Annotated in this window: 19 protein-coding genes and 4 pseudogenes; 12 read left to right on the top strand and 11 right to left on the bottom strand. The window is 70.3% G+C overall.

The genetic code is table 11. The features are described 5' to 3' along the window. Positions 1-855: 855 nt before the first annotated feature. Positions 856-3117, top strand: coding sequence for an MMPL family transporter (locus BLW85_RS01370; protein WP_074990141.1), 2262 nt, complete (start codon positions 856-858; stop codon positions 3115-3117). A gap of 441 nt (positions 3118-3558) precedes the next feature. Next, positions 3559-3684, top strand: coding sequence for a hypothetical protein (locus BLW85_RS40715; RefSeq protein WP_341867928.1), 126 nt, complete (start codon positions 3559-3561; stop codon positions 3682-3684). Positions 3685-3725: 41 nt separating this feature from the next. On the opposite strand, the gene BLW85_RS40710 is transcribed toward BLW85_RS40715, so the two are convergent. The 4 genes from BLW85_RS40710 to BLW85_RS01350 form a co-directional block, all read right to left on the bottom strand. Continuing rightward, a complete protein-coding gene (locus tag BLW85_RS40710; RefSeq protein ID WP_341867927.1) occupies positions 3726-3869 on the bottom strand; it encodes a hypothetical protein in 144 nt (47 codons plus the stop codon). 249 nt (positions 3870-4118) lie between these two features. Then, positions 4119-4292 (bottom strand): CsbD family protein, encoded by a 174-nt coding sequence (locus tag BLW85_RS01355; protein WP_070027679.1) that lies wholly within the window; start codon positions 4290-4292, stop codon positions 4119-4121. A 31-nt stretch (positions 4293-4323) separates the two neighbouring features. Continuing rightward, positions 4324-4575, bottom strand: a complete 252-nt coding sequence (locus tag BLW85_RS38740) for a hypothetical protein (RefSeq protein WP_143060398.1) — start codon at positions 4573-4575, stop codon at positions 4324-4326. A gap of 132 nt (positions 4576-4707) precedes the next feature. After that, a complete protein-coding gene (locus BLW85_RS01350; protein ID WP_074990139.1) occupies positions 4708-5316 on the bottom strand; it encodes a TetR/AcrR family transcriptional regulator in 609 nt (202 codons plus the stop codon). 56 nt (positions 5317-5372) lie between these two features. On the opposite strand from BLW85_RS01350, the gene BLW85_RS01345 reads away from it, so the two are divergent. Continuing rightward, positions 5373-6272 (top strand): alpha/beta fold hydrolase, encoded by a 900-nt coding sequence (locus tag BLW85_RS01345; RefSeq protein WP_208624806.1) that lies wholly within the window; start codon positions 5373-5375, stop codon positions 6270-6272. A 413-nt stretch (positions 6273-6685) separates the two neighbouring features. Here BLW85_RS01345 and BLW85_RS01340 read toward each other — a convergent pair whose 3' ends face one another. Beyond that, positions 6686-7018, bottom strand: a complete 333-nt coding sequence (locus BLW85_RS01340) for a hypothetical protein (RefSeq protein WP_143187830.1) — start codon at positions 7016-7018, stop codon at positions 6686-6688. A 596-nt stretch (positions 7019-7614) separates the two neighbouring features. Between BLW85_RS01340 and BLW85_RS01335 the strand changes: the two are divergent. Continuing rightward, positions 7615-7821: pseudogene (locus BLW85_RS01335) on the top strand (SbtR family transcriptional regulator); the annotation flags it as partial. 45 nt (positions 7822-7866) lie between these two features. On the opposite strand, the pseudogene BLW85_RS40705 reads toward BLW85_RS01335, so the two are convergent. Continuing rightward, positions 7867-8634 (bottom strand): annotated as a pseudogene (locus BLW85_RS40705) (Tn3 family transposase); the annotation flags it as partial. Between the two features lie 144 nt (positions 8635-8778). On the opposite strand from BLW85_RS40705, the gene BLW85_RS01325 reads away from it, so the two are divergent. Next, positions 8779-10611 (top strand): cholesterol oxidase substrate-binding domain-containing protein, encoded by a 1833-nt coding sequence (locus BLW85_RS01325; protein ID WP_070027674.1) that lies wholly within the window; start codon positions 8779-8781, stop codon positions 10609-10611. Positions 10612-11401: 790 nt separating this feature from the next. Here BLW85_RS01325 and BLW85_RS01315 read toward each other — a convergent pair. Beyond that, complete coding sequence (locus BLW85_RS01315) at positions 11402-12550, bottom strand: serine hydrolase domain-containing protein (RefSeq protein WP_074990136.1); 1149 nt, start codon at positions 12548-12550, stop codon at positions 11402-11404. Between the two features lie 116 nt (positions 12551-12666). Between BLW85_RS01315 and BLW85_RS01310 the strand changes: the two genes are divergently transcribed. Next, on the top strand, positions 12667-13314 hold the full coding sequence (locus BLW85_RS01310) for a hypothetical protein (RefSeq protein ID WP_074990135.1): 648 nt from the start codon (positions 12667-12669) through the stop codon (positions 13312-13314). 97 nt (positions 13315-13411) lie between these two features. Next, a pseudogene (locus BLW85_RS01305) lies at positions 13412-13855 on the top strand (aldo/keto reductase); the annotation flags it as partial. A gap of 25 nt (positions 13856-13880) precedes the next feature. Here BLW85_RS01305 and BLW85_RS01300 read toward each other — a convergent pair. Both BLW85_RS01300 and BLW85_RS01295 read right to left on the bottom strand, forming a co-directional pair. Further along, positions 13881-14169 (bottom strand): annotated as a pseudogene (locus BLW85_RS01300) (DEAD/DEAH box helicase family protein); the annotation flags it as partial. A gap of 313 nt (positions 14170-14482) precedes the next feature. Next, a complete protein-coding gene (locus BLW85_RS01295) occupies positions 14483-14824 on the bottom strand; it encodes an STAS domain-containing protein (RefSeq protein ID WP_074990134.1) in 342 nt (113 codons plus the stop codon). 507 nt (positions 14825-15331) lie between these two features. Between BLW85_RS01295 and BLW85_RS01290 the strand changes: the two genes are divergently transcribed. From BLW85_RS01290 to BLW85_RS39710, 5 genes are all read left to right on the top strand, one after another. After that, on the top strand, positions 15332-15733 hold the full coding sequence (locus BLW85_RS01290) for an alpha/beta hydrolase fold domain-containing protein (protein WP_244174783.1): 402 nt from the start codon (positions 15332-15334) through the stop codon (positions 15731-15733). A gap of 10 nt (positions 15734-15743) precedes the next feature. Beyond that, complete coding sequence (locus BLW85_RS01285) at positions 15744-16700, top strand: helix-turn-helix transcriptional regulator (RefSeq protein ID WP_079172575.1); 957 nt, start codon at positions 15744-15746, stop codon at positions 16698-16700. A gap of 2 nt (positions 16701-16702) precedes the next feature. Beyond that, a complete protein-coding gene (locus tag BLW85_RS01280) occupies positions 16703-17602 on the top strand; it encodes an aldo/keto reductase (protein ID WP_074990133.1) in 900 nt (299 codons plus the stop codon). A gap of 65 nt (positions 17603-17667) precedes the next feature. Continuing rightward, positions 17668-18438 carry an alpha/beta fold hydrolase gene (locus BLW85_RS01275; RefSeq protein WP_074990132.1) on the top strand — a complete coding sequence of 257 codons (771 nt, stop codon included), beginning with the start codon at positions 17668-17670 and terminating at the stop codon, positions 18436-18438. Positions 18439-18772: 334 nt separating this feature from the next. Continuing rightward, positions 18773-18937 (top strand): hypothetical protein, encoded by a 165-nt coding sequence (locus BLW85_RS39710; RefSeq protein ID WP_208624805.1) that lies wholly within the window; start codon positions 18773-18775, stop codon positions 18935-18937. Here the strand turns inward: BLW85_RS39710 and BLW85_RS38735 are convergent. After that, positions 18934-19362 (bottom strand): hypothetical protein, encoded by a 429-nt coding sequence (locus BLW85_RS38735; RefSeq protein ID WP_143060397.1) that lies wholly within the window; start codon positions 19360-19362, stop codon positions 18934-18936. The genes BLW85_RS39710 and BLW85_RS38735 overlap by 4 nt on opposite strands. Before the next feature lie 339 nt (positions 19363-19701). Then, positions 19702-21540: LamG-like jellyroll fold domain-containing protein (locus BLW85_RS01265; protein ID WP_143060396.1), on the bottom strand; the 1839-nt coding region annotated here is incomplete at its 5' end.

The raw sequence follows: 21540 nt of genomic DNA, 5'->3' as shown, positions 1-21540 counted from the left end.
GTCCGGCAGCCGGGCTCGGCAGCCCCACCCAGGAAAAGTGTCAGCACTGACAATATGTGTATCGTGTCAGTCATGACAGTTTTTGGTGGGCGGGTCCCCAGGCCCCGCTTGCGTCGCCGCACGGCAGTCGCTGCGGCCGCCGTTCCGGCCTGGCCACGTGCGCCCGTGCGGCAGGGACGGTGGTCCGGCACCGCATCGCCGATCGGATCGCGGCCCTGGCCGGAAGACGCCTCGGCGCGAAGGCCGGTGGTCGGGCTGGGCGCCACACCTGCGCTGGGGCAGTTGGCACGGGGCACCTTCCCGGATGTCGAGCTGACGGCGCCCGGGGTGCCCGCCCGTCACATGACCGGCCTCGGTGTCGAGGCCCGCCTGCCGTGAGGTGCACCGGAGCGGGGAGGCAGGTGTGATCGGTTCGTCCACCGTGTCCGTCTCGACTCCGGCTCCCTGGCCGGCGCGGACGCGAGTCGCCTGAACAGCGTGGTGGTCCTCGATCCCGCAGATGGGCAGCTGCTCGTCCGCTCCGGCCGCGTCGGTGCCCTGACCGTCCCCCTCACCCCCCGTCCTGGCCGGCCGGGCGATCCGCGTCACACCCGGCCCGCGTTCGCCGGCAAGCCTCTCCCCGATGCTGCGGCGCCGCAGGGCACGGCCAGGGTCACCCGCACCGTCGCCCTGACCGACCTCTCGCTGAAGCCGGCACCGCGCCGGTTCGAGGTCACCGACGACGGCCTCCGGCCCATCCCGAGCGGCGGCCACGCCGCCTTCCACGCCTGCCCCGCACCCACCCGGCCCCGTACGCGGATTCCTCCCCGAACGTGCCGCTCATCCCGTAAATCCCCCTCAAGGAGCACGTTTTCCATGGCTTCCCTCCTCTACCGGCTCGGCCGCGGTGCCTTCCGGCACCGCCGGGCGGTGCTGGCCGCCTGGCTGCTGATCCTGACCGCGGTGGTCACCTGTGTGGTCGCGTTCGGCGGCTCGACCGACGACGAGTTCAGCGTCCCGGGCTCATCGGCCCAGACCGCGATGGACTCCCTCAAGAAGGAGCTGCCCTCGGCGGCCGGGACCAGCGCGCAGATCGTCTTCGTCGCCCCCGAGGGGCATAAGATCACCGAGCCGCGGTACTCCAAGGCGGTCAACACCACCATGGCGAAGGCCGACAAGGCTCCGCAGGTCGTCGGCGTGACCGACCCCATGCAGAGCAAGGTCATATCGCCGGACCGCACCGCTGCCCTCGGCCAGGTCCGCTACCAGGTCAGCCGAGCCGGCCTCCACGACGACAGCCTCACCTCGCTGGAACGGACCACCCGGCCCGCGAAGGACGCCGGACTGACCGTCCAGGTCGGCGGATCCGCCTACGGCAGCAGCAAGAGCACGGGCCACACCAAGGAACTGATGGGCGTGGCCGTCGCCCTCGTCGTCCTCACGATCACGTTCGGCTCGCTGTTCGCCGCCGGTATGCCGCTGCTGACGGCGATCACGGGTGTGGCCGTGACCCTGCTCGGCCTCTCGGCGCTCACCGGCGTGCTGACCATCTCCAGCACCGCCCCGTCCCTGGCCTCGATGCTGGGCCTCGCGGTCGGTATCGACTACGCCCTGTTCATCCTCTCCCGCCACCGCTCCCAACTCGCCACCGGCATGGACAGCGAGGAGTCCGCCGCCCGCGCCACCGCCACCGCGGGCAGCGCGGTCGTCTTCGCCGGCCTGACCGTGATCATCGCGCTGTGCGGGCTCGCCGTCGTCCGCATCCCGTTCCTGACAGTGATGGGTCTGGGGGGCGCCGGTGCCGTCCTCATCGCGGTGGGCGTCTCCACCACGCTCCTGCCGGCCCTGATGGGCTTCGCCGGTGAACGGCTGCGGCCCAGGCCGGGTTCACGCGCCGCCCGCCGCGAGCAGGCCGCGCACAGCAACGGGCAGCACGGCGGGCACGGCGGGCGCCGCACGATGGGCGAACGCTGGGGCAGGATCGCCATCCGCCGGCCGCTGCTCACCCTGCTGGCCGTCCTCATCGGTCTGCTCGCCGTCGCGGCCCCCGCAAGGGATCTCCAACTGGCCCTGCCCGACAACGGATCCGCACCAGCCGGCAGCAGCCAGCGGCAGGCATACGACACCGTCTCCGAGAAGTTCGGCCCCGGATTCAACGGCCCGCTGGTCGTCCACGCCGACATCTCCCGGGCCGCGGACCCGCAAGCGGCCGCCGCCGCCCTCGTCAAGGACCTGAAGGCCGCCGACGGCGTCGCCGCGGTCGGCAAGCCCCAGGTCGTCGACCACCATGACGCGGCCGTCATTCAGGTGATACCGAAGACCGGCCCCTCGGACCAGAAGACGAAGGACCTCGTCCAGCACATCCGCGACGAAGCCCCCACCTGGCAACAGCAGACACAGGCCGAGGTCTCGGTAACCGGTACGACCGCCGTCAACATCGACGTCTCGGACCGGCTGGCGAGCTCTCTGATTCCCTTCGCGCTCGTCGTCGTCGGTCTGTCCCTGCTGCTGTTGATGCTCGTCTTCCGCTCGGTGATCGTTCCGTTGAAGGCCAGCCTGGGTTTCCTGCTGTCGGTGGCCGCCACCTTCGGCGCGGTCGTGACCGTGTTCCAGTGGGGCTGGCTCGCGAACGCGCTCGGCGTCGCCGAGACCGGTCCGGTCGTCAGCATCCTGCCCATCCTGGTGATGGCGGTGCTGTTCGGACTCGCCATGGACTACGAGGTGTTCATGGTCAGCCGCATGCGCGAGGCACACGTCCACGGCGCTGCTCCGCGCGAGGCCGTGCTCGCCGGCTCACGCCACGTCTCCCGTGTGGTCACCGCAGCCGCCCTCATCATGTTCGCGGTGTTCGCGAGCTTCATCCCCGGCGGCAGCACCATGCTCAAGCCGATTGCCTTCGCCCTCGCTGTCGGCGTCTTCATAGACGCCTTCCTCGTCCGGATGACCCTGGTCCCCGCGGTCCTCGCGCTTGTGGGCCGGTCGGGCTGGTGGCTGCCGAGGTGGCTGGACCGACTGCTGCCCGACCTCGACATCGAGGGCGAACGGCTGGCGGCGGACCGGCAGAAGGGTGACGCGGACGGGCACGGTCCTGGTCTGCCCGTCGCGGTCGGCGCGGCCTCCCGGGAGGACCCCCACTGACCGAGCGGCCGGCGGCGGGCCGACCGGAGTCCGTGACCGTCAGTCGGTCACGGACCCCGCCGCGTCGGCGTCACGGGCAAGCGCACCACGGCCTACACCTACGGCCCCTACGGCGAGACGCGCACCGGCACCGTCACCCAACAGCCTCGACCCCTGCGGGTCGTACAAGGTGGGCACCCGCTACTACGACCCGGGCCTCGGCCGCTTCACCCAGCCCGACCCAGCGGCAAGGAGGACAACCCCTACCTCCACACCGCAGGCGATCATCGGGTCCATCCCGGGCGCCGAGTCCGCCGCCGGTGGGTCGGCGGTCCTGGGGGTGTCCGGCGAACGCCGCGCCGTACAGGAGCACAGGCGGGTGCCGGGCTGTTCCGCGACGCCCAGCGCCCGCTCCGGGGGCAGCAGAGGCGCGTTCTCCGGGGCCTCGGTGCGGTCGGCGGCGTGGAGCACGGCGCCGCCAGGCCCGCGGCCGTCGGCTGCAGCACCCACCCCAAGGGGCGGCGCGGTCCCAGTGCCTCGCGCACCGCCGACGGCGGCGGCAGCCGCTCGGTGGGCACCACGTCGTAGGAGACGCCGTCGACCGGCCGGACGTACTCGCGGGCGCGCGCTCACACCCGGTACTCAGCCACCTGGACGTCGCCGTTCTCTGTGTTGCGGTACGCGGGCAGCCCCACCTCGTACAGCCAGCCGTACGGCGTCTGGCGCCGGGCCCACAGGCGGGCGGTGAGATCCTGGCCGTCAGGCAGGACCACCTGTTAGCGGCACCGGCGGGCCGTCCGCAGGAGTCGTCGTCATGCCGACCACGGCAGGCAGGCCGTTCGCGCTGTGGCGGAGCAGGCTTGTCGGCAAGGCCAGCAGCAGGATGGCGCTGGTCCGGAAGATGTGGCGTGCCGTCCCGCCCAAAGGCAGTCCGGGCGGTCCCGCGACGGCTGCGGAACAGGGCTGGACCTCCACCCCTGTGGTCGGGGTGAAGGCCCAGCACTCACGAGCAGCGCCAGAGGTCAGCGCTTGAACATGTCCTTGATCTTTTCCTTGGCCTGGCGTGCGTCACCCTTGGACTTCTCCGCCTGGCCCTCTGCGACCATCGGGTCATCGACGGCGGCTCGTCCCATGGCCCTCTTGAGCTTTCCCTTGGCCTGCTCGGCCTTGGCCTTGGCCTTCTCACCAGCCGACATGGCAGACGCGCCTCCTGCCGTGGTTGACGATTTATCCGCCTTTCGCGGTGAGTCCCGTATGCCCCGCCCAGTCCATCGCAAACAGGGTGATACGACTACGATCGGGCGGTACTGCAAATAAGCGGTACATCGTCCACTGCAAGATCGCTGCGGACGCGGGCGGTACCGGACAGGGTGGCGCCACCGGCCGGCGTCGGTGGCCGTGCTCGGCGAGCAGTCCTTCGCCCTCCTCCACCAGTTCAAACGCCGTGCCAGCCGGCGGGAACGACGCCTCGAACTCCACGACGCCTTCGTCTCCCTGGCATGGCCACCCATGACCTCTCACGAGTTCCAAGAGCCCGAAGATGGAGGCGGCTCCGGTCGGCTTCTTCCCCCGGTGAGACGATCCCCAAGGTCGCTGCGGAGTCGTTCCCGTCTATCGCGGTCCCGACGGTTCGGCCGGTCGATCCGGCACAGCCTGGCCATTCTTGGCGGCGGCTGCGGCGACGGTTGCCAGGTCTTCGCCCGAGAAGCCGGCACGGCTCAGCACCGCCAGAGATTTGTTCGTCGCCAGCGTGCACAACGCCAGCTCGGCCGCCTCCTGCTCGCCGGCCCCCGCCGCCAGCAACGCCTGCTCCAGCCTCGCCCGCAAACCGTCAATCATGGCGCGGACCACCGCCCGGCCCTCCGCGTCAAGCGCCGGGAACTGTGTTGCCGACACCGTGAGCAGGCAGCCATCCGGGACCGTCGGGTCGGCGATGCGGTTCAGGGAGACTTGCAGGAAGGCGGCCACAACGGCGCTCGGGCTCGGGTGGGGGCCGGACAAGGCCTGGTCGTACAGCGGCTGGTAGGTCTGCGCGTACCGTTGGAGGCTTTTCCGGAAAAGGGTGCTCTTGTCGCCGAAGGTGCCGTAGAGCGAGCCCCGGCCCAGGCCCGTGCCCTCGGCCAGGCGATCGACCGAGGCCTCCGAATAACCCCAGCGCCAGAAGACGAGCATCGCGCGTCGTAGCGCCTCGTCCACGTCGAATTGCTTGCGGCCTGCCATGGTCCATCAGCCTACACATCTTGTACCGATCGTTCAAAGATGGATATGGTCGCCGCATGACGAACTTGAGTTCGCTGCGCCTGCCTGACGGATTCCTTGACGTTTTCACCAGCCAGCTCGTAGAGGTGAACGGGCTGCGGCTGCACGCGGTCACCGGCGGGGACGGCCCGGCGCTGCTCCTGATCGGCGGGTGGCCCCAGACCTGGTACGCCTGGCGGGAAGTGATGCCCGCGCTCGCCCGCCGGCACACCGTCGTCGCCGTCGACTCGCGCGGAGCCGGACTCTCCGACAAGCCCGACGACGGGTACGACGCCGGCACGTTGGCCGCCGATCTGGTCGCGTTGATGGCCGCGCTCGGGCACGACCGGTTCGACGTGGTAGGCCACGACATCGGTACGTGGACCGCATACGCCCTCGCCGCCGATCACCCCGAGCTGGTGGGCCGGCTCGCCATCCTCGAAGCACTGATCCCCGGACTCACGCCGTCCCCGCCGTTCTTCGGCCCGGCTGCGGTCAACCTGAAGCTCTGGCAGTTCGGCTTCAACCGGCTCCCCGACCTCAACGAGGAACTGGTCCGGGGACGGGAGCGGCTCTTCTTCGGCTGGCAGTTCGCCACGAAGGCCGCCACGCGGACCGCGATCCCTGAGTACGCCGTCGACGTCTATGTCGACGCGATCACCAGGGATCCTCGCGCGCTGCACGCGAGCTTCGCCTACTACCGGGCGCTGGACGAGACGATCACGCAGAACGAGCAGCGCAGCAAGACCCGGCTGACGCTGCCGGTACTCGCCGTGGGCGGCGCGCTATGGAGCGGCGCCGGTGCCGCTCAGACGATGAGGCTGGCTGCCGACGACGTCACGGAAGTAGTCCTCGACGACTGCGGCCATTACCCGGCCGAGGAGCAGCCGGCGCGGTTCGTCGAGATCCTGGAGGACTTCCTCGTGGCCAACCGGTAGGGGAACGACACCTCGAACTCCACGAGGCCTTCGTCTCCCTGGCATGCAGCCTCATCTGCTGGCGACGCCTCAAGAAAGCAGCGGCGGATGCCGCGCTTGGCAGTATGCGTCCAGCCGATGTGCGCGAAGAACTGGCCGGGGCTCAGGCGGCGTTCCAGAGACGGCTGGCAGCCCTCGCACAATGGGACGGAGCAAGAAGGGCAGCAGTCCGTCCACAGGTGGGGAACTGCACCTGATGGTCCATCGGTCGCACCGCCGCGGTCAGTTGTGTCGACGGGCGTGCACGAGGCGTGGGTGCGACTGCGGTCGCGGCCCGCCCGGAAGGAATGAAGGCCGTTGCGCCTACGGCGTCCCGGTGGCCGTGGGGCCCGCACGGGACAGGGGCGCGAGGTCGGACACCACTCCCAGACTGATTACGGGCGGGCGTCCCTGAGCTGCGTCTGCGTGAGCCGGACCGGTTGTCCGCCCGGGGTGTACAGGCGCTTGATGAAGATCTGGAAGCCGAGTTCCCGCAGCCGGACTTCAGCCTCATTGGTGTTGTGCGGTTCGGCGCCAAGGGCGGCGCGCACCAACGGGATCACCGGGATGAGACGGCCCCCGATGTCGGCGACGACCCAGACGTCATTGGGGGCGTAGGCGGTGTAGTCCGGTTCCGTGCGGGATGCGTCCAGGACGGCGGCGCGACTCAGGGTGGCGGTCTCGCCTGCCTTCATCCTGACGGTCGTAGTGCTGGCTGCTGCGTTCATGGGTCGGGCCTTCCGAGTTGACAGTTGCTGTAGGAGCGGCCCGCGCTGCGATGCGTCTCCGAACCGGCGCCGGTCGGGCGCACTCGCGGAGCACCTGGCCCGGCACGCGGGAAACATTATGACCTGGCCGCTGACGCTGCGGATGGCGACGACGGCACCCCACCCCGCGTACGGCTCGAGAGCGGATACCTCACCGGAGTTGCTCACACTCGTGCGCGCAGCATGGAAACGCCCACGCAGCGAGTAGAACGTCTTCGCTGCCTCAAGCGGGCTCGGAAGCGGGCCTCCTCGACCCACGGCGCAGACTGGGGTACCGCGCGGGCCATCCACCGGTTCCCGCCCGCCTGAGCGGGCAGCATGACGGGCACGGGGTGGGGCTGCTCCAACTCCTCGACCCGCTCGTCCCGCGTGTCAGCCTGCACGGAGCAGCCTGGCCGCGCCGTACGGGCGTCCCCGGTGGAGCACGGCGCGCTCGGCGGGCTCCAGGTCGGTGGTGCGGAGGGAGTCGGCGACCTTGCCCGGCATGTCGAGGGTGACCGGCAGCTTTGGGGGTGGGCGCGTCTTCTTCGCCGGCGGTGTGGTAGGTCGGCGACGGCGGCCACAGCCGGGAGATGATCCAGGCCGCCATTACCTCACTCATGGACGCTTGCACGGCCGCCGGGGCGATCCGCACTGATATCCAGCCCACCGACATCGCCGCCGCCCTGGAAGGCATCGCCCTCACCTCGGCGGGTGCTGAACACCGACAGCAGGCGGAGCGCCTGCTCGACCTCACCCTGGACGGCCTCACGGTCCGCCCGTGAGGACTCGTGCGCGGGTCCGCTCCACCACCGCAGGGCCTCGGGCGGTCATTCCTCGCCGCCGTCGTCCTCGTCCAGTTCGGGCCCGCCGGGGTCGCGTAGCGGACGCAGGGCGCCGGCGGCCGGGACGCCGGCGGTGAAGCCGTCTCGGCCGAGCAGGTTCAGGTTGCGGTGCTTGAGCGGGGACAGGCGGGCGATGTCCTCGTCCCGGGCTCGTTGCAGCCGGCGCGGAGTTGGGCGATGGCGGCGTCGATGTACGTCGTCGTCCAGAGGCCAATGGCGTTGAGGACCAGGCCGAGCTCGCCGAGCTGCCGGTTCATCTGCCGCCGGTAGGTGCCATCTACCGGCTCGACCACCCGCAGCAGATGCTCGGTCTCCGGTCAGTGCGTGAACGGGTCGAACGCCATGTCGGTGGGAGTCGCACGGGGTTCCTGGGTCGACCATCTGCCCGATGCCCGCGACCTGGTCGTTGACGGCGTCGAGCCAGGTGATGCCCCGCTTGAACCCGAAGTACTTCGGCGATGGCGCCGCTTTCACCAGCAGGTCCGGCAGGTCGATCTTCGGGAGCATCTTCTCGACCCGCTTGCGCAGCCAGGTCAGGGACTTCGGCTCGCCGAGCGCGCCGAGCTTGTCGACGGTCAGCTTCGTCCGCCCGTCGTCCTGAACCTCGATGGAGACCGAGACCTTTGCCGCCGGCCCTGCCTCCTGAAGGCGTTCGGCGATCCGCTTCCATCCCGCGTCCAGGCCGCACACCAGCTCCGCCAGGTGCTCCTCCACGGGCGTGTCCGGGCTCAGGGCCGCCAGGACGTGCTCCTCGCCGGGAGGGGCCGGTTCGCAGGTTATTCACTCGTTCAAGTGAATAGGTAGAACTTATGACCGCGAGGTCTTCTTTGCTGGGTAACGTGCGTGCCCGACCGGTCCGGCAGGGCCGGTTCGGAGCGCGGGCCAAGGGGTGCGGGGATGACGGACGGTCCTTCGAACCAGGGCGGCGGGTTGTCGCGGCGCAGGCTGCTCGCGTCGTCGGCCGCCGCGGGCGGCGCGGTCTGGTTGCTGCGCGGGCTGGTCCGGCCGGGCAGCGCCTACGCGGCCTCGGCACCGCCGCCGGGCTTCCCGGCCGGGATCGACGTCTATCAGCGCGCCTACGAGAACTGGGCTGGTGAGATCCGTACCGATCAGCTGTGGACGTGCGCGCCGCGCAGCCCGCAGGAGGTGCTCGACGTCGTCAACTGGGCCTACGGCGCAGGCTGGACCGTCCGCGCGCAAGGGCAGCGGCACGGCTGGGCCCCCCTCACGGTGGCCGACGGCACGCCCGCCGCGGCCCGGGTCGTCCTGCTGGACACCACCGCACACCTCACCGCGATGTCGCTGGAGCAGCAGGCCGCCGACGGGTCGGCCCGGGTCCGGGCCCAGGCCGGCGCCTCGCTGGAGAGGCTGCTCGCGTTCGCCGGCGAGGGCGGATACGGGGTCGCCTCCGCGCCGGCACCCGGCGATCTGTCGGTCGGTGGCGCGCTTGCCATCGGCGCGCATGGCACGGCCGTCCCCGCCGTCGGCGAGAGCCCGTCGTCAGGCCACGGCTACGGCTCGCTGAGCAACCTGGTCACCGAGCTGACCGTGGTCGTCTGGGACGCTGCCGCCGGCCGCTACGTCCTGCGGACCGTCGGCCGAGCCGAGCCCGACTGTGATGCGCTCCTCACTCACCTCGGCCGCTCGCTCGTCACTGAGGCCGTCGTGCGGGTGGGCACGGACCACCACCTGCGCTGCCAGTCCATTCTGGACATCCCCGCCACCGAGCTGTTCGCCGCCCCCGGTGCTCCGGCCGGCGCGCGGACCCTGGCCGGCTTCGTGGACCGCACCGGCCGGGTCGAGGCGATTTGGTTCGCCTTCACCGACTGCCCCTGGCTGAAGGTCTGGAGTGTCGCCCCGAAGCGGCCGCTCACCGCCCGCGCGGTCGACGAACCGTACAACTACCCGTTCTCCGACTCCCTCCCCGAGCCGGTGGCCCGGCTGGCCGGGGACCTGGTCTCCGGGGCGTGGGCGAGTGCGCCGCTCTTCGGACAGGTCCAGTACCTACTGGCCAAGGTCGCGTTGACCGGCGACATCACCGACGTCCTGCTCTCCGGGACCCTCGTGCGGGACGTGCTGACCGGCGACCTGCTCACCCACCTGCTGGCCGGCGGTCTGCGCTCTGACCTGTGGGGGGCCTCCCGCAACCTGCTGCAGTACGTGCGGCCCACCACGCTGCGCGAGACCGCCAACGGCTACGCCGTCCTCACCCGCCGTGCCGATCTGCAGTGGGTGGTCAGCCAGTTCACCGGCTTCTACCGCACGCTGCTCACCCAGTACGCGGCGCGCGGCGAGTACCCGGTCAACGGCCAGGTGGAGATCCGGGTGACCGGTCTGGAGGACCCGTCCGTGTGCGGCGTCCCCGGCGCGCGGCCCCCGCTGCTGTCCGCCCTACGGCCGCGTCCCGACCGGCCGGACGTCGACACCGCCGTGTGGATCGACGTCCTTTCCCTGCCGACGACACCCGCCCTGCACCGCTTCTACCGCGACATCGAACAGTTCCTCCTGGCCCTCGACGGAGACCGGGCGACGGTTCGCGTGGAGTGGTCCAAGGGCTGGGCCTACAGCGACACCGCCGCGTGGTCCGACCCGGACGTCCTCACCCGGGCCATCCCCGCCAGCCAGCGCGCCGGAGGCGGCCCGGGCTGGGACCAGGCGGTCGCGATCCTCGACCGACTCGACCCCCACCGCGTGTTGTCCAGCCCGTTCCTTGACGCGCTGCTGCGCTGAGCGGGCGGGCAGAGCCGGACTTCCGGCGCACCGCCAAAGCGAAGACATAGGGCTGATCGAATCGGCTCTGGCCCGTTCCGGGTCGGGTGACGGGGGAGCGTTCCGGGCGCTCGCCGAGCCCTACCGGCGTGAGGTCCAGGCGCACCGCTACCGAATGCTCTGATCCGCGCAGGACTGCCGCGGCGCGTGACGGCTCTCGCGGTCCTTGCGGGTCCTGCGGCACCCGTGACGGACGTGATCACGTCCAAGCCGGTCTACGGCCGCCTATCAGAAGGTGCTGCTGAACTCCCGGACCGGCGAGTTGAGTCACGAGAACCCGCATGCGTCGCGGACGCTGTTGCGAAGCGTCCTGAGTTTGCTGACTCCGCCCGCGACTCCGCTATGGTCCGGCCATCACCGCGCCCCTTTCGACCACGGCCGCTACCGGCCGCCACCAGACCGCGGACAAGAGGGCCGGCTGCACGCTGCTTCCTCGATACCGCCCGCTTCATCCTCGTCCCCGCGCTCCGCGAGGAACTCGACGTCCTCGTGCCCGAGGAGCAGGGCGGCCCCGGAGTCCGGGCCCGCCCGTCGAGGCGCTGCCGGCCGTCGGGGCGGGCAAGCCGATCAGGGTCGGGCATGCCCGCTGCCCTACAGCCCAGCAGGAACTTCCAGTCCCAGCTCGACGCGCTCGAACCGGTCACACCTCGGCAAGGTTTCTTGGTGGGCTTGCACAGCCATGCGTCGTGGTCCGGTTTCGTCACCCGGTCAGCTGGGCCCACCGTGCGGCTGCGGGCGTGGGACGCCTGTGTCAGGCGTTTGCCGCGTAGTGCCAGAAATCTCTGATCACCGGTGCCGGCACGGGACCCATCGCTGCCACCTGAGTCAGCAGGATGGTGACCGCACCCGTGGCCGGGATGACGTGCGCTGCTGTGCCCGTGCCGCCGACCCAGCCGTAACGGCCGGGCGTATTCCACGGGTTGGTCCGGTCGATGTCTACCGAGCCGCCGAAGCCCCAGCCCTGGCCGTCCAGGAACAGTCGGCCGATGGCGCGCTGTGCCGGATTCGTATGGTCGGTGGTCATCATGCGCACGGAATCGGCCGACAGCACCCGCCGGCCGTCGGCCGCCGTCCCGCCGGCCAGCAACATCCGGCAGAAGGCCAGCCAGTCGTCGGCGGTCGAGGCCAGCCCCCCGTTGCCGAGCGGTAGCGCGGGCAGGCTGCTCCATTCGCCGTCCGGGCCGTCGGCGAGCTCCAGGCCGCCGTCGTCATCTGGCCTGTAGAAGCTGGTGAACCGGCCCCGTTTGGCGGCCGGCACCTCGAAACCGGTGTCCACCATGCCCAGCGGCCCGAAGATCCGCTCCGTCAGGAACACAGGCAGCGGCTGTCCGGTGACCCGTGAAATCAGTACCCCCTGCAGGACGGAGCAGGTGTCGTACAGCCAGGCAGCGCCCGGTTGGTACAGCAGCGGGATGCGGCCGAGCGCTGCCAACCACTCGTCGGCCGGCGGAAAGTTGCTCGGAACCCGGCCGTCCTTTTGTACCGTGAACAACTCCTGCACCGCCGGCAGTGTGAAGTCGGAGGGGAATCCGTACCCGGCCTGGGAGGCCAGCACGTCGAATACGGTGATGGGCCGGTCGGCCGGCACCACGTCGTCCACCGGGCTCGCCGGCGTGCGTACGACCACCGGCTTCCCCAGCTCCGGCAGCCACATCCCGATCGGGTCGTCCAGTGCGACCCTGCCCTCCTCCACGAGGATCAGCAGTGCGGCGGCAGTGACGGACTTGGTGATCGAGGCGACCCGGAAGATGGAGTCCCTCGCCATCGGGGCGCCGTCGCCGGTGTCCTGCGAGCCGACGGCCACCACCTCGACCTCGTCACCCCGGGCCACGAGGCCAACCGCTCCCGGCAGCGCACCGGCACCAACGTGGGCTTCTAGCAAGTCGTGCAGGGTCGTCATGAGGCCGCCTTCCAGAAGATTGTCGAAAGACAGACTTCCGCACGGGCCGGGAATCATCGGCGTCCCGAGACCCGGTAGCCGCCCCGGCGGAATGCCGGCTTCCTGCACCTGGCTCGGTGCGTAAGCACATCACGCAGCTGCTCGCCACCACCGGCGGCGTCTACGACCCGGAGACCGACGCCGTTGTCCAAGACGAGCTCGCTGCCGACCGGCGAGCCGCGGAAGCCAAGCAACACCGCATCCAGGAGCAGCAGATCGCTGAGGATGCCGACGAACTTGCCGCGCTCGCCCGAGCCGGCCGACTCGACCGGAGCGTGGAGACCCGGCCGGGAGACGAGGCCGCCCGCGACATCCTGGTCCACCGCGACGACTACCACCAGGTGGTCGATGGCTGGCAGGTGCAGGCCTACGCCAGCCGCCCGGGCCACTGCGCCGACCCGGCCGTGCGTACGACGGCCGCCGGTTCGCTGCCCGTGGCGGTGCGGGCCCACGTCTCCCTGCTCGGCGCGTTGGCCGATCTTTGCGGGCGCCGCCGTGCGCAGCGAGCGCACTTTACTTGGTGCGTGGTCCGGGACGGCGGCGGTCGGCCGGCTGGCTGCCTGGTGGACGAGTGGGTCGTCCCGCTGCACGAAGCCCTCCGCCAGCCGTTCGGGACGGCCGAGCAGACCGGCCCGTGCCGTTACTTCCACATCCCGAAGAACTTGTCCGACGACGTTGTTGCCGCAGATGATCCGGAGGCCCGGTTCAGCGACGGCGAGCGGTGATCAAAGCCGATGTCAACGCTCTGTCCAGCGGTCTACCAGTGCCATGACCTCTTCCTCGGCGGTGCCGAAGTGGCCGAGGGGAGCGGTCGGTCCGGGGCATCACTTGAGCCGTTACGTCACCGAACAGCCCAGCTACTCAATCCCGCAGCGCGGCATCGAGACCCATTTGCTGCCCGTGACCGAGCAGTACGGGCTCGGCGTCCTGGTATGGAGCCCGCTGGCCTCGGTCTGGCTGTCGGGCGCGATCCGCGAGGGCAGGGAGATCACCACCAGTCGCTCAACGTTCATGCCGCAACGCTTCGACACCAGCATCTCCTCCAACCGGGCCAGGCTCGACGCCGTCGAACGGCTGGCCGGAGTCGCCGACGAGGCCGGCCTGACGATGATCCAGCTCGCGCTCGGCCTCGTGACCGCGCACCCCGGCGTGACCAGCGCGCTCGTCGGCCCTCGCACGCTGGACCACCTGCACTCGCAGCTCGCCGCCGCAGACACCAAGCTCTCCGCCGATGTACTCGATGCGATCGACGCCATCGTCGCCCCCTTCTGCGGGCGGGCCGCGGCAAGTTCAGGACCGGGTCGTTCCCCAGCAGCACACTGCAACCATCGGCGCCTGATGACCTAGCAGACGCCACGTCTGCACCAGCAGCTCCAAGGCCGGGACGGTGACGAGGATCCGGCCGTTGGGAAGCAGTCTCGTGCTGCCCATGCGGCGGTGATGGTCTTGCCCGACCCGGTCGCCGAGACAAGGGTGCCGCGGGCGCCGCGGTGGGGGGAACGGGGAGCGCGTTCAGCGCGGTCGGCCCAGGCACGGATCGCGGCGACCGCGGTGACCTGGTGCTCGCGCAGGTGGATCATCCGAGCCGCTCCTCTGCTGCGGGGCCGCACACCACCAGGCGCCAGTCGTAGCGCGGCGGTCGGAAGCAACTTGAGGCGGCCGTGGGCTTCCCGGCGGCGTACGACCCGCCGTATGGCGTTGCGCTGGGCGTTGCTGGGCTGCGCGGTGCCGTAGGCGGCGCGCGAGGCCGGTGACGGGGGTGGTCAGCGGGGTGCTGTCGATGCTGCTGCGGCCGCCGGGCTCACGGAGCACGTACGCCAGCACGGCCCGCTGCACTCGCCCGAGTCCCGTGACACGACTTCAGGGTGCCGCCCGCGTCCGGGAAACGAGCGTTTATGGCCGGAGGCCGACTGGGGGTGTGTCGGGCAGGAGTCGAGAGAGGTCGAAGGCGGTGGGGTGCACGTCGGCTGCCATGAGCAGCAGGGAGAGCGGTTGTGTGTGCAGTCCGGTCACGGTCGCGCGGCGCTTGCGGCCGCTGCTGGTGGTGGGGGTGAAGAGGAGGTGGAGGCCGGCGACGTCCATGAAGGGCGTGAGGGTCAGGTCCCACTGCAGGTCGGTCACCTGTGGCGGCAGCGCGTCGACGGCGGCGCGCAGCGGGGGCAGGGTGGCGAAGTCGATCTCTCCGCAGGGGGAGAGGCGTGCGAAGGTGCCGTCGATCCTGGTGGTGATGTTCATGCGGGCGTGCCCCCCTTCCGGGGGTTGGTGAGCCCAAAGGCGAAACACCCCTGTGAGGGGTGCACGCGACGATGGCGGGGGCCGGGTGCCCGGGGTGGGGGCAACGCCCGACTCCCCAAAGACCGGCACCCCGGTGATGCCGGCCCGTCTCGTTGTCTCTCCCACCGTCACACAGATCCACCCGCCACCACGACTGCCTGCACGCAGATGTTCTGTGAGACCCGCCACCAGGAGGCGCGGAGTGCACGACGAGCCCGCGAACTCGCGGCCGCGCTGCCATCACCCTGCGCAGAGACCTGGGACCCTTTCCCGGCGCTGAGGGCAGATCTACCCGCGAGTCGAGTCGGTACGAGCGGGCCAGGGACGCCAGCCTTGCCGTGCTGAACGCGGTCCGCGTCACCCGCAACCCGCCCGCCGCTGCGGGACGATGCCCCGGCCGCCGGGCACATGGTCGCGCCCCGGTAGCCGATGCCCGGGGGAGCGGCGGAAGAGTGCTCCGCTCCGGCCGTGGCCGCAGCGTCCGGTGCCCCGCCCGCTGACGACCCTGTTGGTGGGCTCACCTCGGGCGTCGACGGCGCCGTTGCCGCGGCTTGGGCTGCGGACGCCGCAGCGGGCCGTGCCGAGGATCTCACCGGCCTGCCGGCTGCCGTCATCGCGATCGCCGAGCACGTCCCCTTGCGCGACCGGGGTGACTACTACGGCCGGCGCCTGACGGAGGCGGAGGTGTCGGTGGAATACCTGCCGGTCCGGGGCGCCGTCCACGGTTTCCTGTCGTTCACCGGCTTGGTGCAGCCGGCCCGCGACGTCCTCGACCGGCTGGCCGATGCCGTGGGCCGGGCCCTTTACGCCGGGCCGTACTTCCTGGGTGGGTGCAGCGCACCCACGCCCCGAGGCCCGCAGCACTTCTAGTGTGGCGGGCATGGAGAGCGAGAACGAACTCGGTGACTACCTGCGAGCCCGCCGCGCGGCCCTTTCGCCGGCCGTTGCCGGCCTGTCCGACGACGGCTCCCGGCGAGTGCCGGGGCTGCGTCGCGATGAGGTGGCGCTGTTGGCGGGGATGAGCACGGACTACTACATCCGTCTGGAGCAGGGCCGCGAGCGGCGCCCGTCCGAGCAGGTGCTGCGGGCCATCGCCGGGGCGTTGCGGCTCGACGACGCGGCGACCGCCCATCTCTTCCGGCTCGGTCTGTCGGTCTTCGGGACGGCGACGGCCGCGCCGACCGTCGCCCCGGAGCTGCTGCGGCTGATGGACGGCATGCGCGAGGTACCGGCGTTCGTGGTCGGGACTGGGCAGGACGTGCTGGCGGCCAACGCGATGGCGCGTGAGCTGTACCGCGGCTTCGCCCGCTACGACAACCTCCTGCGCATGATATTCCTTGACCCCTTCGCCCGCCGGTTCTACGCCGACTGGGACCACGCGGCCCGCATCGCGGTCGGCAACCTGCGGGCCTCGTCCTCTCAGTTCCCGCGGGACGAACGGATCGAGCGGATCGTCGGCGAACTCGGCGTGCGCAGCCCCGCGTTCGCGAACCTGTGGGCGCGCTACGAGGTCCGCCCCCGTACCCGCGAGGACAAGCACTTCCGGCACCCACGGGTGGGGGAGTTGCGCCTGCACTTCGAGGCGCTCGCCGTCACCAGCGCCCCCGGACAGCACCTGTCCGTGTACAGCGCGGAGCCCGGCAGCGCGGACAGCGACGCCCTGATCCGGCTGCGCCGGCTGTCCGAGCAGGCCACCGAGGACGCTAACGGCCCGGACTGTGTCGATGACCCAGATGGCCCGAGCGACTCGGACAACCCGGACGACGCGGACGACCCGGCCGGTTGGGAGAGGCCGAGGCGTCGAGAAGACGTCGCACGGGCGGACGGGGACAACTGAACATGACCACCACCCTCTCCGACACCGCCGGTACCTTCGAGATAGCCGGAAAGAAGATCGCCCGGCTCGGCTTCGGCGCCATGCGCCTGACCGGTCTCGGCGTGTGGGGCGAACCCGACGACCGCCCGGAGTGCGTCCGTGTGGTGCGCCGCGCCGTCGAACTCGGCGTGCAACTGATCGACACCGCGGACTCCTACGGCCCGTACGTGAGCGAGGAGATCATCCGGGAAGCGATCCACCCCTACCCCGGCGACGTGCTGATCGCGACCAAGGCTGGACTGACCCGCAACGGACCCGACATGCTCCGTACCGACGAGGGACTGGTGCGCCTGGGCCCGGCGGCCTGGCCACCGGTCGGACGCCCGGAGTACCTGCGCCAGCAGGCTTTGATGAGTCTGCGCCGACTCGGCCTCGACCACATCGACCTGTTGCAACTGCACCGTGTCGACCCCAAGGTTCCGCTGGAGGACCAGGTCGGCGAGCTGAAGCGGCTCCAGGACGAGGGAAAGGTTCTCGCCATCGGCCTGTCGCAAGTCACCGTCGGCCAGATCGAGCGGGCCCGCGCGATCGCCGAGATCTCCACCGTGCAGAACCGCTACAACCTTACCGACCGCAGCTCCGCCGACGTCCTGGAGTACTGCACCCGGCACGGCATCGGCTTCATCCCTTGGGCTCCGGTCGCCGCAGGGGAGTTGGCCCGCCCCGGCGGCCCGGTCGACCGGATCGCGGCCGCCCACGACGCCCGCCCGTCCCACGTGGCGCTCTCCTGGCTCCTGGCCCGCTCCAAGGTCGTCCTGCCGATCCCCGGCACTTCCAAGGTCACGCACCTGGAGGACAACCTGGCGGCGGCAACGTTGCGGTTGAGCGATGCCGAGACGGACGAACTGACCGCAGCGGCGTGAGACCCGCATCGGGACCGCCCCCTGCCTGCACTCCTCACTGTTGAAACCGAAGAAAAGAGCTTGCCATGCTGCTTCCCTCCGACGAGGCGGGCCGAGGACGACCCGTCGTCCTGCTGCACGCCCGGCCCACCGACCGCACCATGTGGCGCGCCCACCTTCCCCTGCTCGCCGAGGCGGGCATGCGGGCCATCGCCCTGGATCTGCCGGGACACGGCGGCGCAGCCGTACCCGGCGGCGATGAAATCGCTCCCTGGGCGGACGTACTCGACACCCTCGACCACCTCCGGGTCGACCGCTTTGTCATGGCCGGGAACTCGCTGGGTGCCTTGGTCGCGCTCCAGACGGCCGTCACGGCACCCGAGCGAGTCGAGGGCCTGGTGCTGGTCGGGTACCGGCCCCACGACCAGCCGGCCTCCCCGCGTCTTCAGGCCGCCTGGGACGCTGAACGGACAGCGCTGGACGCCGGCGACCTCGACGCCGCGGTCGCAGCCGGCGTCGAGGCATGGACCTCGGCCGACGCAGCCGCCGATGTACGGGCTCACGCGGCCCATATGCTCCGCGGCCGGCTGACCGCACAACGCGCCCACGGCGAGCCGACGCAGGCGCCGGACCCGCTCGGCGACGGCACGGAAGCACTTCACACGCTCGCCGTTTCCGCTCTCATCGGCGTCGGTGAACACGACATGCCCGACTTCTTCGAGGGAGGCAAGGGATTGGCCCACCACCTCGACGCGCCGGAGCCCGTGGTCATCCCCGGAGCAGGCCACCTTGCGCCCCTGGAACAGCCCAAGGCCTTCTGCACCCTGCTGCTGGACTTCGTACGCCGCCTGCCGTAGAGGTGACACGCGCTGCCGAAAGGGGCATCCCGCCATCGCGGGACCGCCAGTCCACCGTGGTGTGCCTCGCCGGGTCCGAGGACGGTGCGGGGCTGGCACGCCTGGTCGCAGGGCGACCCGCAGCCGTCCGAAGGTGCGCTCGTCTCCCGGGACCTGCTGCGCTCCATCCGCGACGGCATCACTGTGGTCGAGCCGCAGAAGAGCGCCGTGTCGATCGACCCCAGTCGTCGCGGCCGGGACACCGCGGACGTCATCGGCGGCTTCCTCGGCGCTGACGACCGGGTGTGGATCACCACGAGTGATCGACGCCGTCAGCGCCAAGCAAGGCAGACTCTTGAGGGCCGAGCCGATCGCCCAGCAGATGGTCGAGGACCGCATCCGGCTGCGCGGCGCGTTCGTGGACCTGGAGAACGAGTGGGCGACGTGGCAACCCACCGACTCCGACGGCCCCGGCCGGGGCGACGCCGAGGGGTTCCCGTGTCGCGTCGCTTTGTCTTAGAAACGCTGGATGGCGAGGATTTGTCCGTTGGTGGCGTATACGGTCACTTGGGCATAGCCTGTGCCGGTCTGCCAGTTTCGGTAGGCGGAGGCGATTTGCTGGGCTTGTGCGGTGTATCTGCTCGCGATGCGGCCGTCCCAGTCGGTGTGTATCTCTACTTTGTGATTGCCGGTGTGGGCGCTGAGTTGGGTGACGTGTCTGGTCGCGGTTTTCTCGGGTGGGGTGCCTTCCTGGGCGACCCATAGTTTGAAAGTGCTGGCCTCCGATGTTGGTGCGGCTCCAGTCTTGGGTGGTGCTTCGTCGAAGGTGTCACTGCCTTGGGTGGATGCGGTTTGCGTCGTGTGTGGGCTTTGTTCGGCGCTTGCGACGACGCCGACGACGGCCATGGCGATGATGCCGCCAGTGATCAGCTTTCCCTTGCGCATGGTGAAACCTCGTGTTCGAGTGAATGGGTGTGCTCCGGCCGCGGGAGCGGGAAGCGGGCGGGGGTTTGCCTGCCTGACCCCGTCCGGAGGCGTGAGATCACGGGTGCCGGCAGCGCGGCTGTCCTGTATTGGCGCCGCTGGGGGACATCGGCCGGCCGGGTTCCCGGTGGGCCTCGCTTGGAAGGCGCGGGCGGGGGAGTGGACGGCCGGGTGCTGTTGCTGGTTCCGCGGAGAGGTCATGCCGCATGCGGCTGTGACTTCCGTGCCGGTGGGCGGCGCCTGAAGAGTGGTCCCCGCCGCGTTCTGCGGGAGCGGCGGGGACCGGGTGGTGTGGCGGGGTCAGTTGAGTGCGCTGACCTCGGTCGCTGACAGCGTCCGCGGGTAGACGTGGACGTCAGCGACGGAGCCGGGGAAGGCCATGTAGGGGGTGGTGGCCGAGGCGCTGTTGACGCAGCCGCCGATGGTCAGGGGCATGGAGGAGTCGTATTGCGGGCTGAGGTTGGTGGCCGTTCCCATGAGGGTGCCGTTTTGGTAGAGGGCCATGGAGCCCGCGTTGGTTTGTCCGGGGACGGGCGCCCGGTAGGCGGCGACGAGGTGTGTCCAGGTGCCGGTGGGCGCGGAGTTGGGATCACCTTCGGCGGTGGGGAAGTCGGTGTTCTCGTCGTTGGTGGTTGTGGTCTGGAACATCCAGGCGGCGCTGGGTTTGTCGTAGGAGAGGTAGAAGGCCTGGTGTTGTGTGGTGCCCTGGCAGATGGCGGTGGTGCCGAGTGCTGAGTTGATTTTCACCCAGGCGGAGACGGTGTAGTCGCCGAGTGTGTTGACCCCGCTCTGCTTGCTCTTGAGGAATCCGGTGCTGCCGTCGAACGCGGTGCTGCCGGACAGTTTGCTGGGGGCGTCGGAGTTGAAGGAGACGCTGCCGGACGGGGTGAGCGCGTTGAGGGAGGCGGTGTCGGTGCCGTCCGAGGCGAGTCTCCACTCGTCCTCGGGCATGCCGTTGTCCCACCCGGAGGGGACGACCACGCTGTCCGCGCTCGCTTCGCTTGCCGCCATGGCGTACGGGTAGACCTGGACGTCGGAGACGGAGCCGGGGAAGGCGTTGTAGGGGGAGGTCGCGTCGGGTGTGTTGACGCAGCCGCCGATGGTCAGGGGCATGGAGGAGTCGTACTGCGGGGTGGGGTTGGTGGCGGTGCCCATCAGGGTGCCGTTTTGGTAGATGGACATCACGCCGGTGGTGTCGTCTCCGTCGACGGGGGCGGTGTAGGTGACCAGGAGATGTGTCCAGGTGCCCAGGGCCCCGGTGCCGGCGTCTCCCTCTGCGGTGGGGAAGTCGGCGCTGTCGTCGTTGGTGGTTGTGGTCTGGAACATCCAGCCCTGGTTGCTCCTGTCGTAGCCGAGGTAGAAGGCCTGGTGCTGGCTGGTTCCCTCGCAGAGGGCGGTGGCGGGGCCGGTTGCCGAGTCGAGTTTGACCCAGGCGGAGATGGTGTAGTCGGCGAGGGTGTTGACGGCGGTGTGGTCGCTTTCCAGGAATCCGGTGCTGCCGTCGAAGGAGGTGGCGGCGGCGGGGGCGTTGACGGCGTCGGGTCCGGCCGTGTTGAAGGTCGCGCCTCCGACCGCGGTGAGGGGGTTGTCGCCGCGTGCGTCGGTGCCGTCGGCGGCCAGGTCCCACGTGTTGTCGGGGGTGTCGCTGCCGGTGGCTTCAGGGACGATGAGGTTCGGCGCGATGACGACATCGGTGTTGGTGTCGTACAGGTACAGGCCGGCGAGGTCGGCGTAGTACGTGTCGGAGGGGTTGCCGCCGGCGAGGTCGGCCGCCTTGACGGTTGATGAGGTGGACGTGCCGTCCGTGGAGACCGCCGCTGCGAAGTCGATGACCTGCATCGGGTAGTTGTCGAGCAGGTAGCCGTTGACCTGTTCGCGGGCGGTTTCCTGGGCGGCGGTGCCGGGGTGGGCGGCGGTGAACGGCGGGATGGTGGTGAGGTAGACGGTGAGGTTGGAGCTTTGGGTCACCCGCGCCCCGTTGAGGAAAGTCTGCCCGTCGTCGGTGTAGTACGAGGTGAGTTCGCTGTTGAGGGCTGCCAGTCCGTTCTCGACCTTCGTCGCGCAGGTGTTGGCGTCGCTGGTGCAGTTGAGCAGGTCGGTGGCGCCGGTGGAGACGAGGACGGTGCGTACGTTGCCCTG

The sequence above is a fragment of the Streptomyces misionensis genome, assembly GCF_900104815.1.
GTDB lineage: Bacteria > Actinomycetota > Actinomycetes > Streptomycetales > Streptomycetaceae > Streptomyces > Streptomyces misionensis.
Note: the sequence above shows the minus strand (reverse complement) of the source record. Positions and strands in the feature narration are given on the sequence as shown.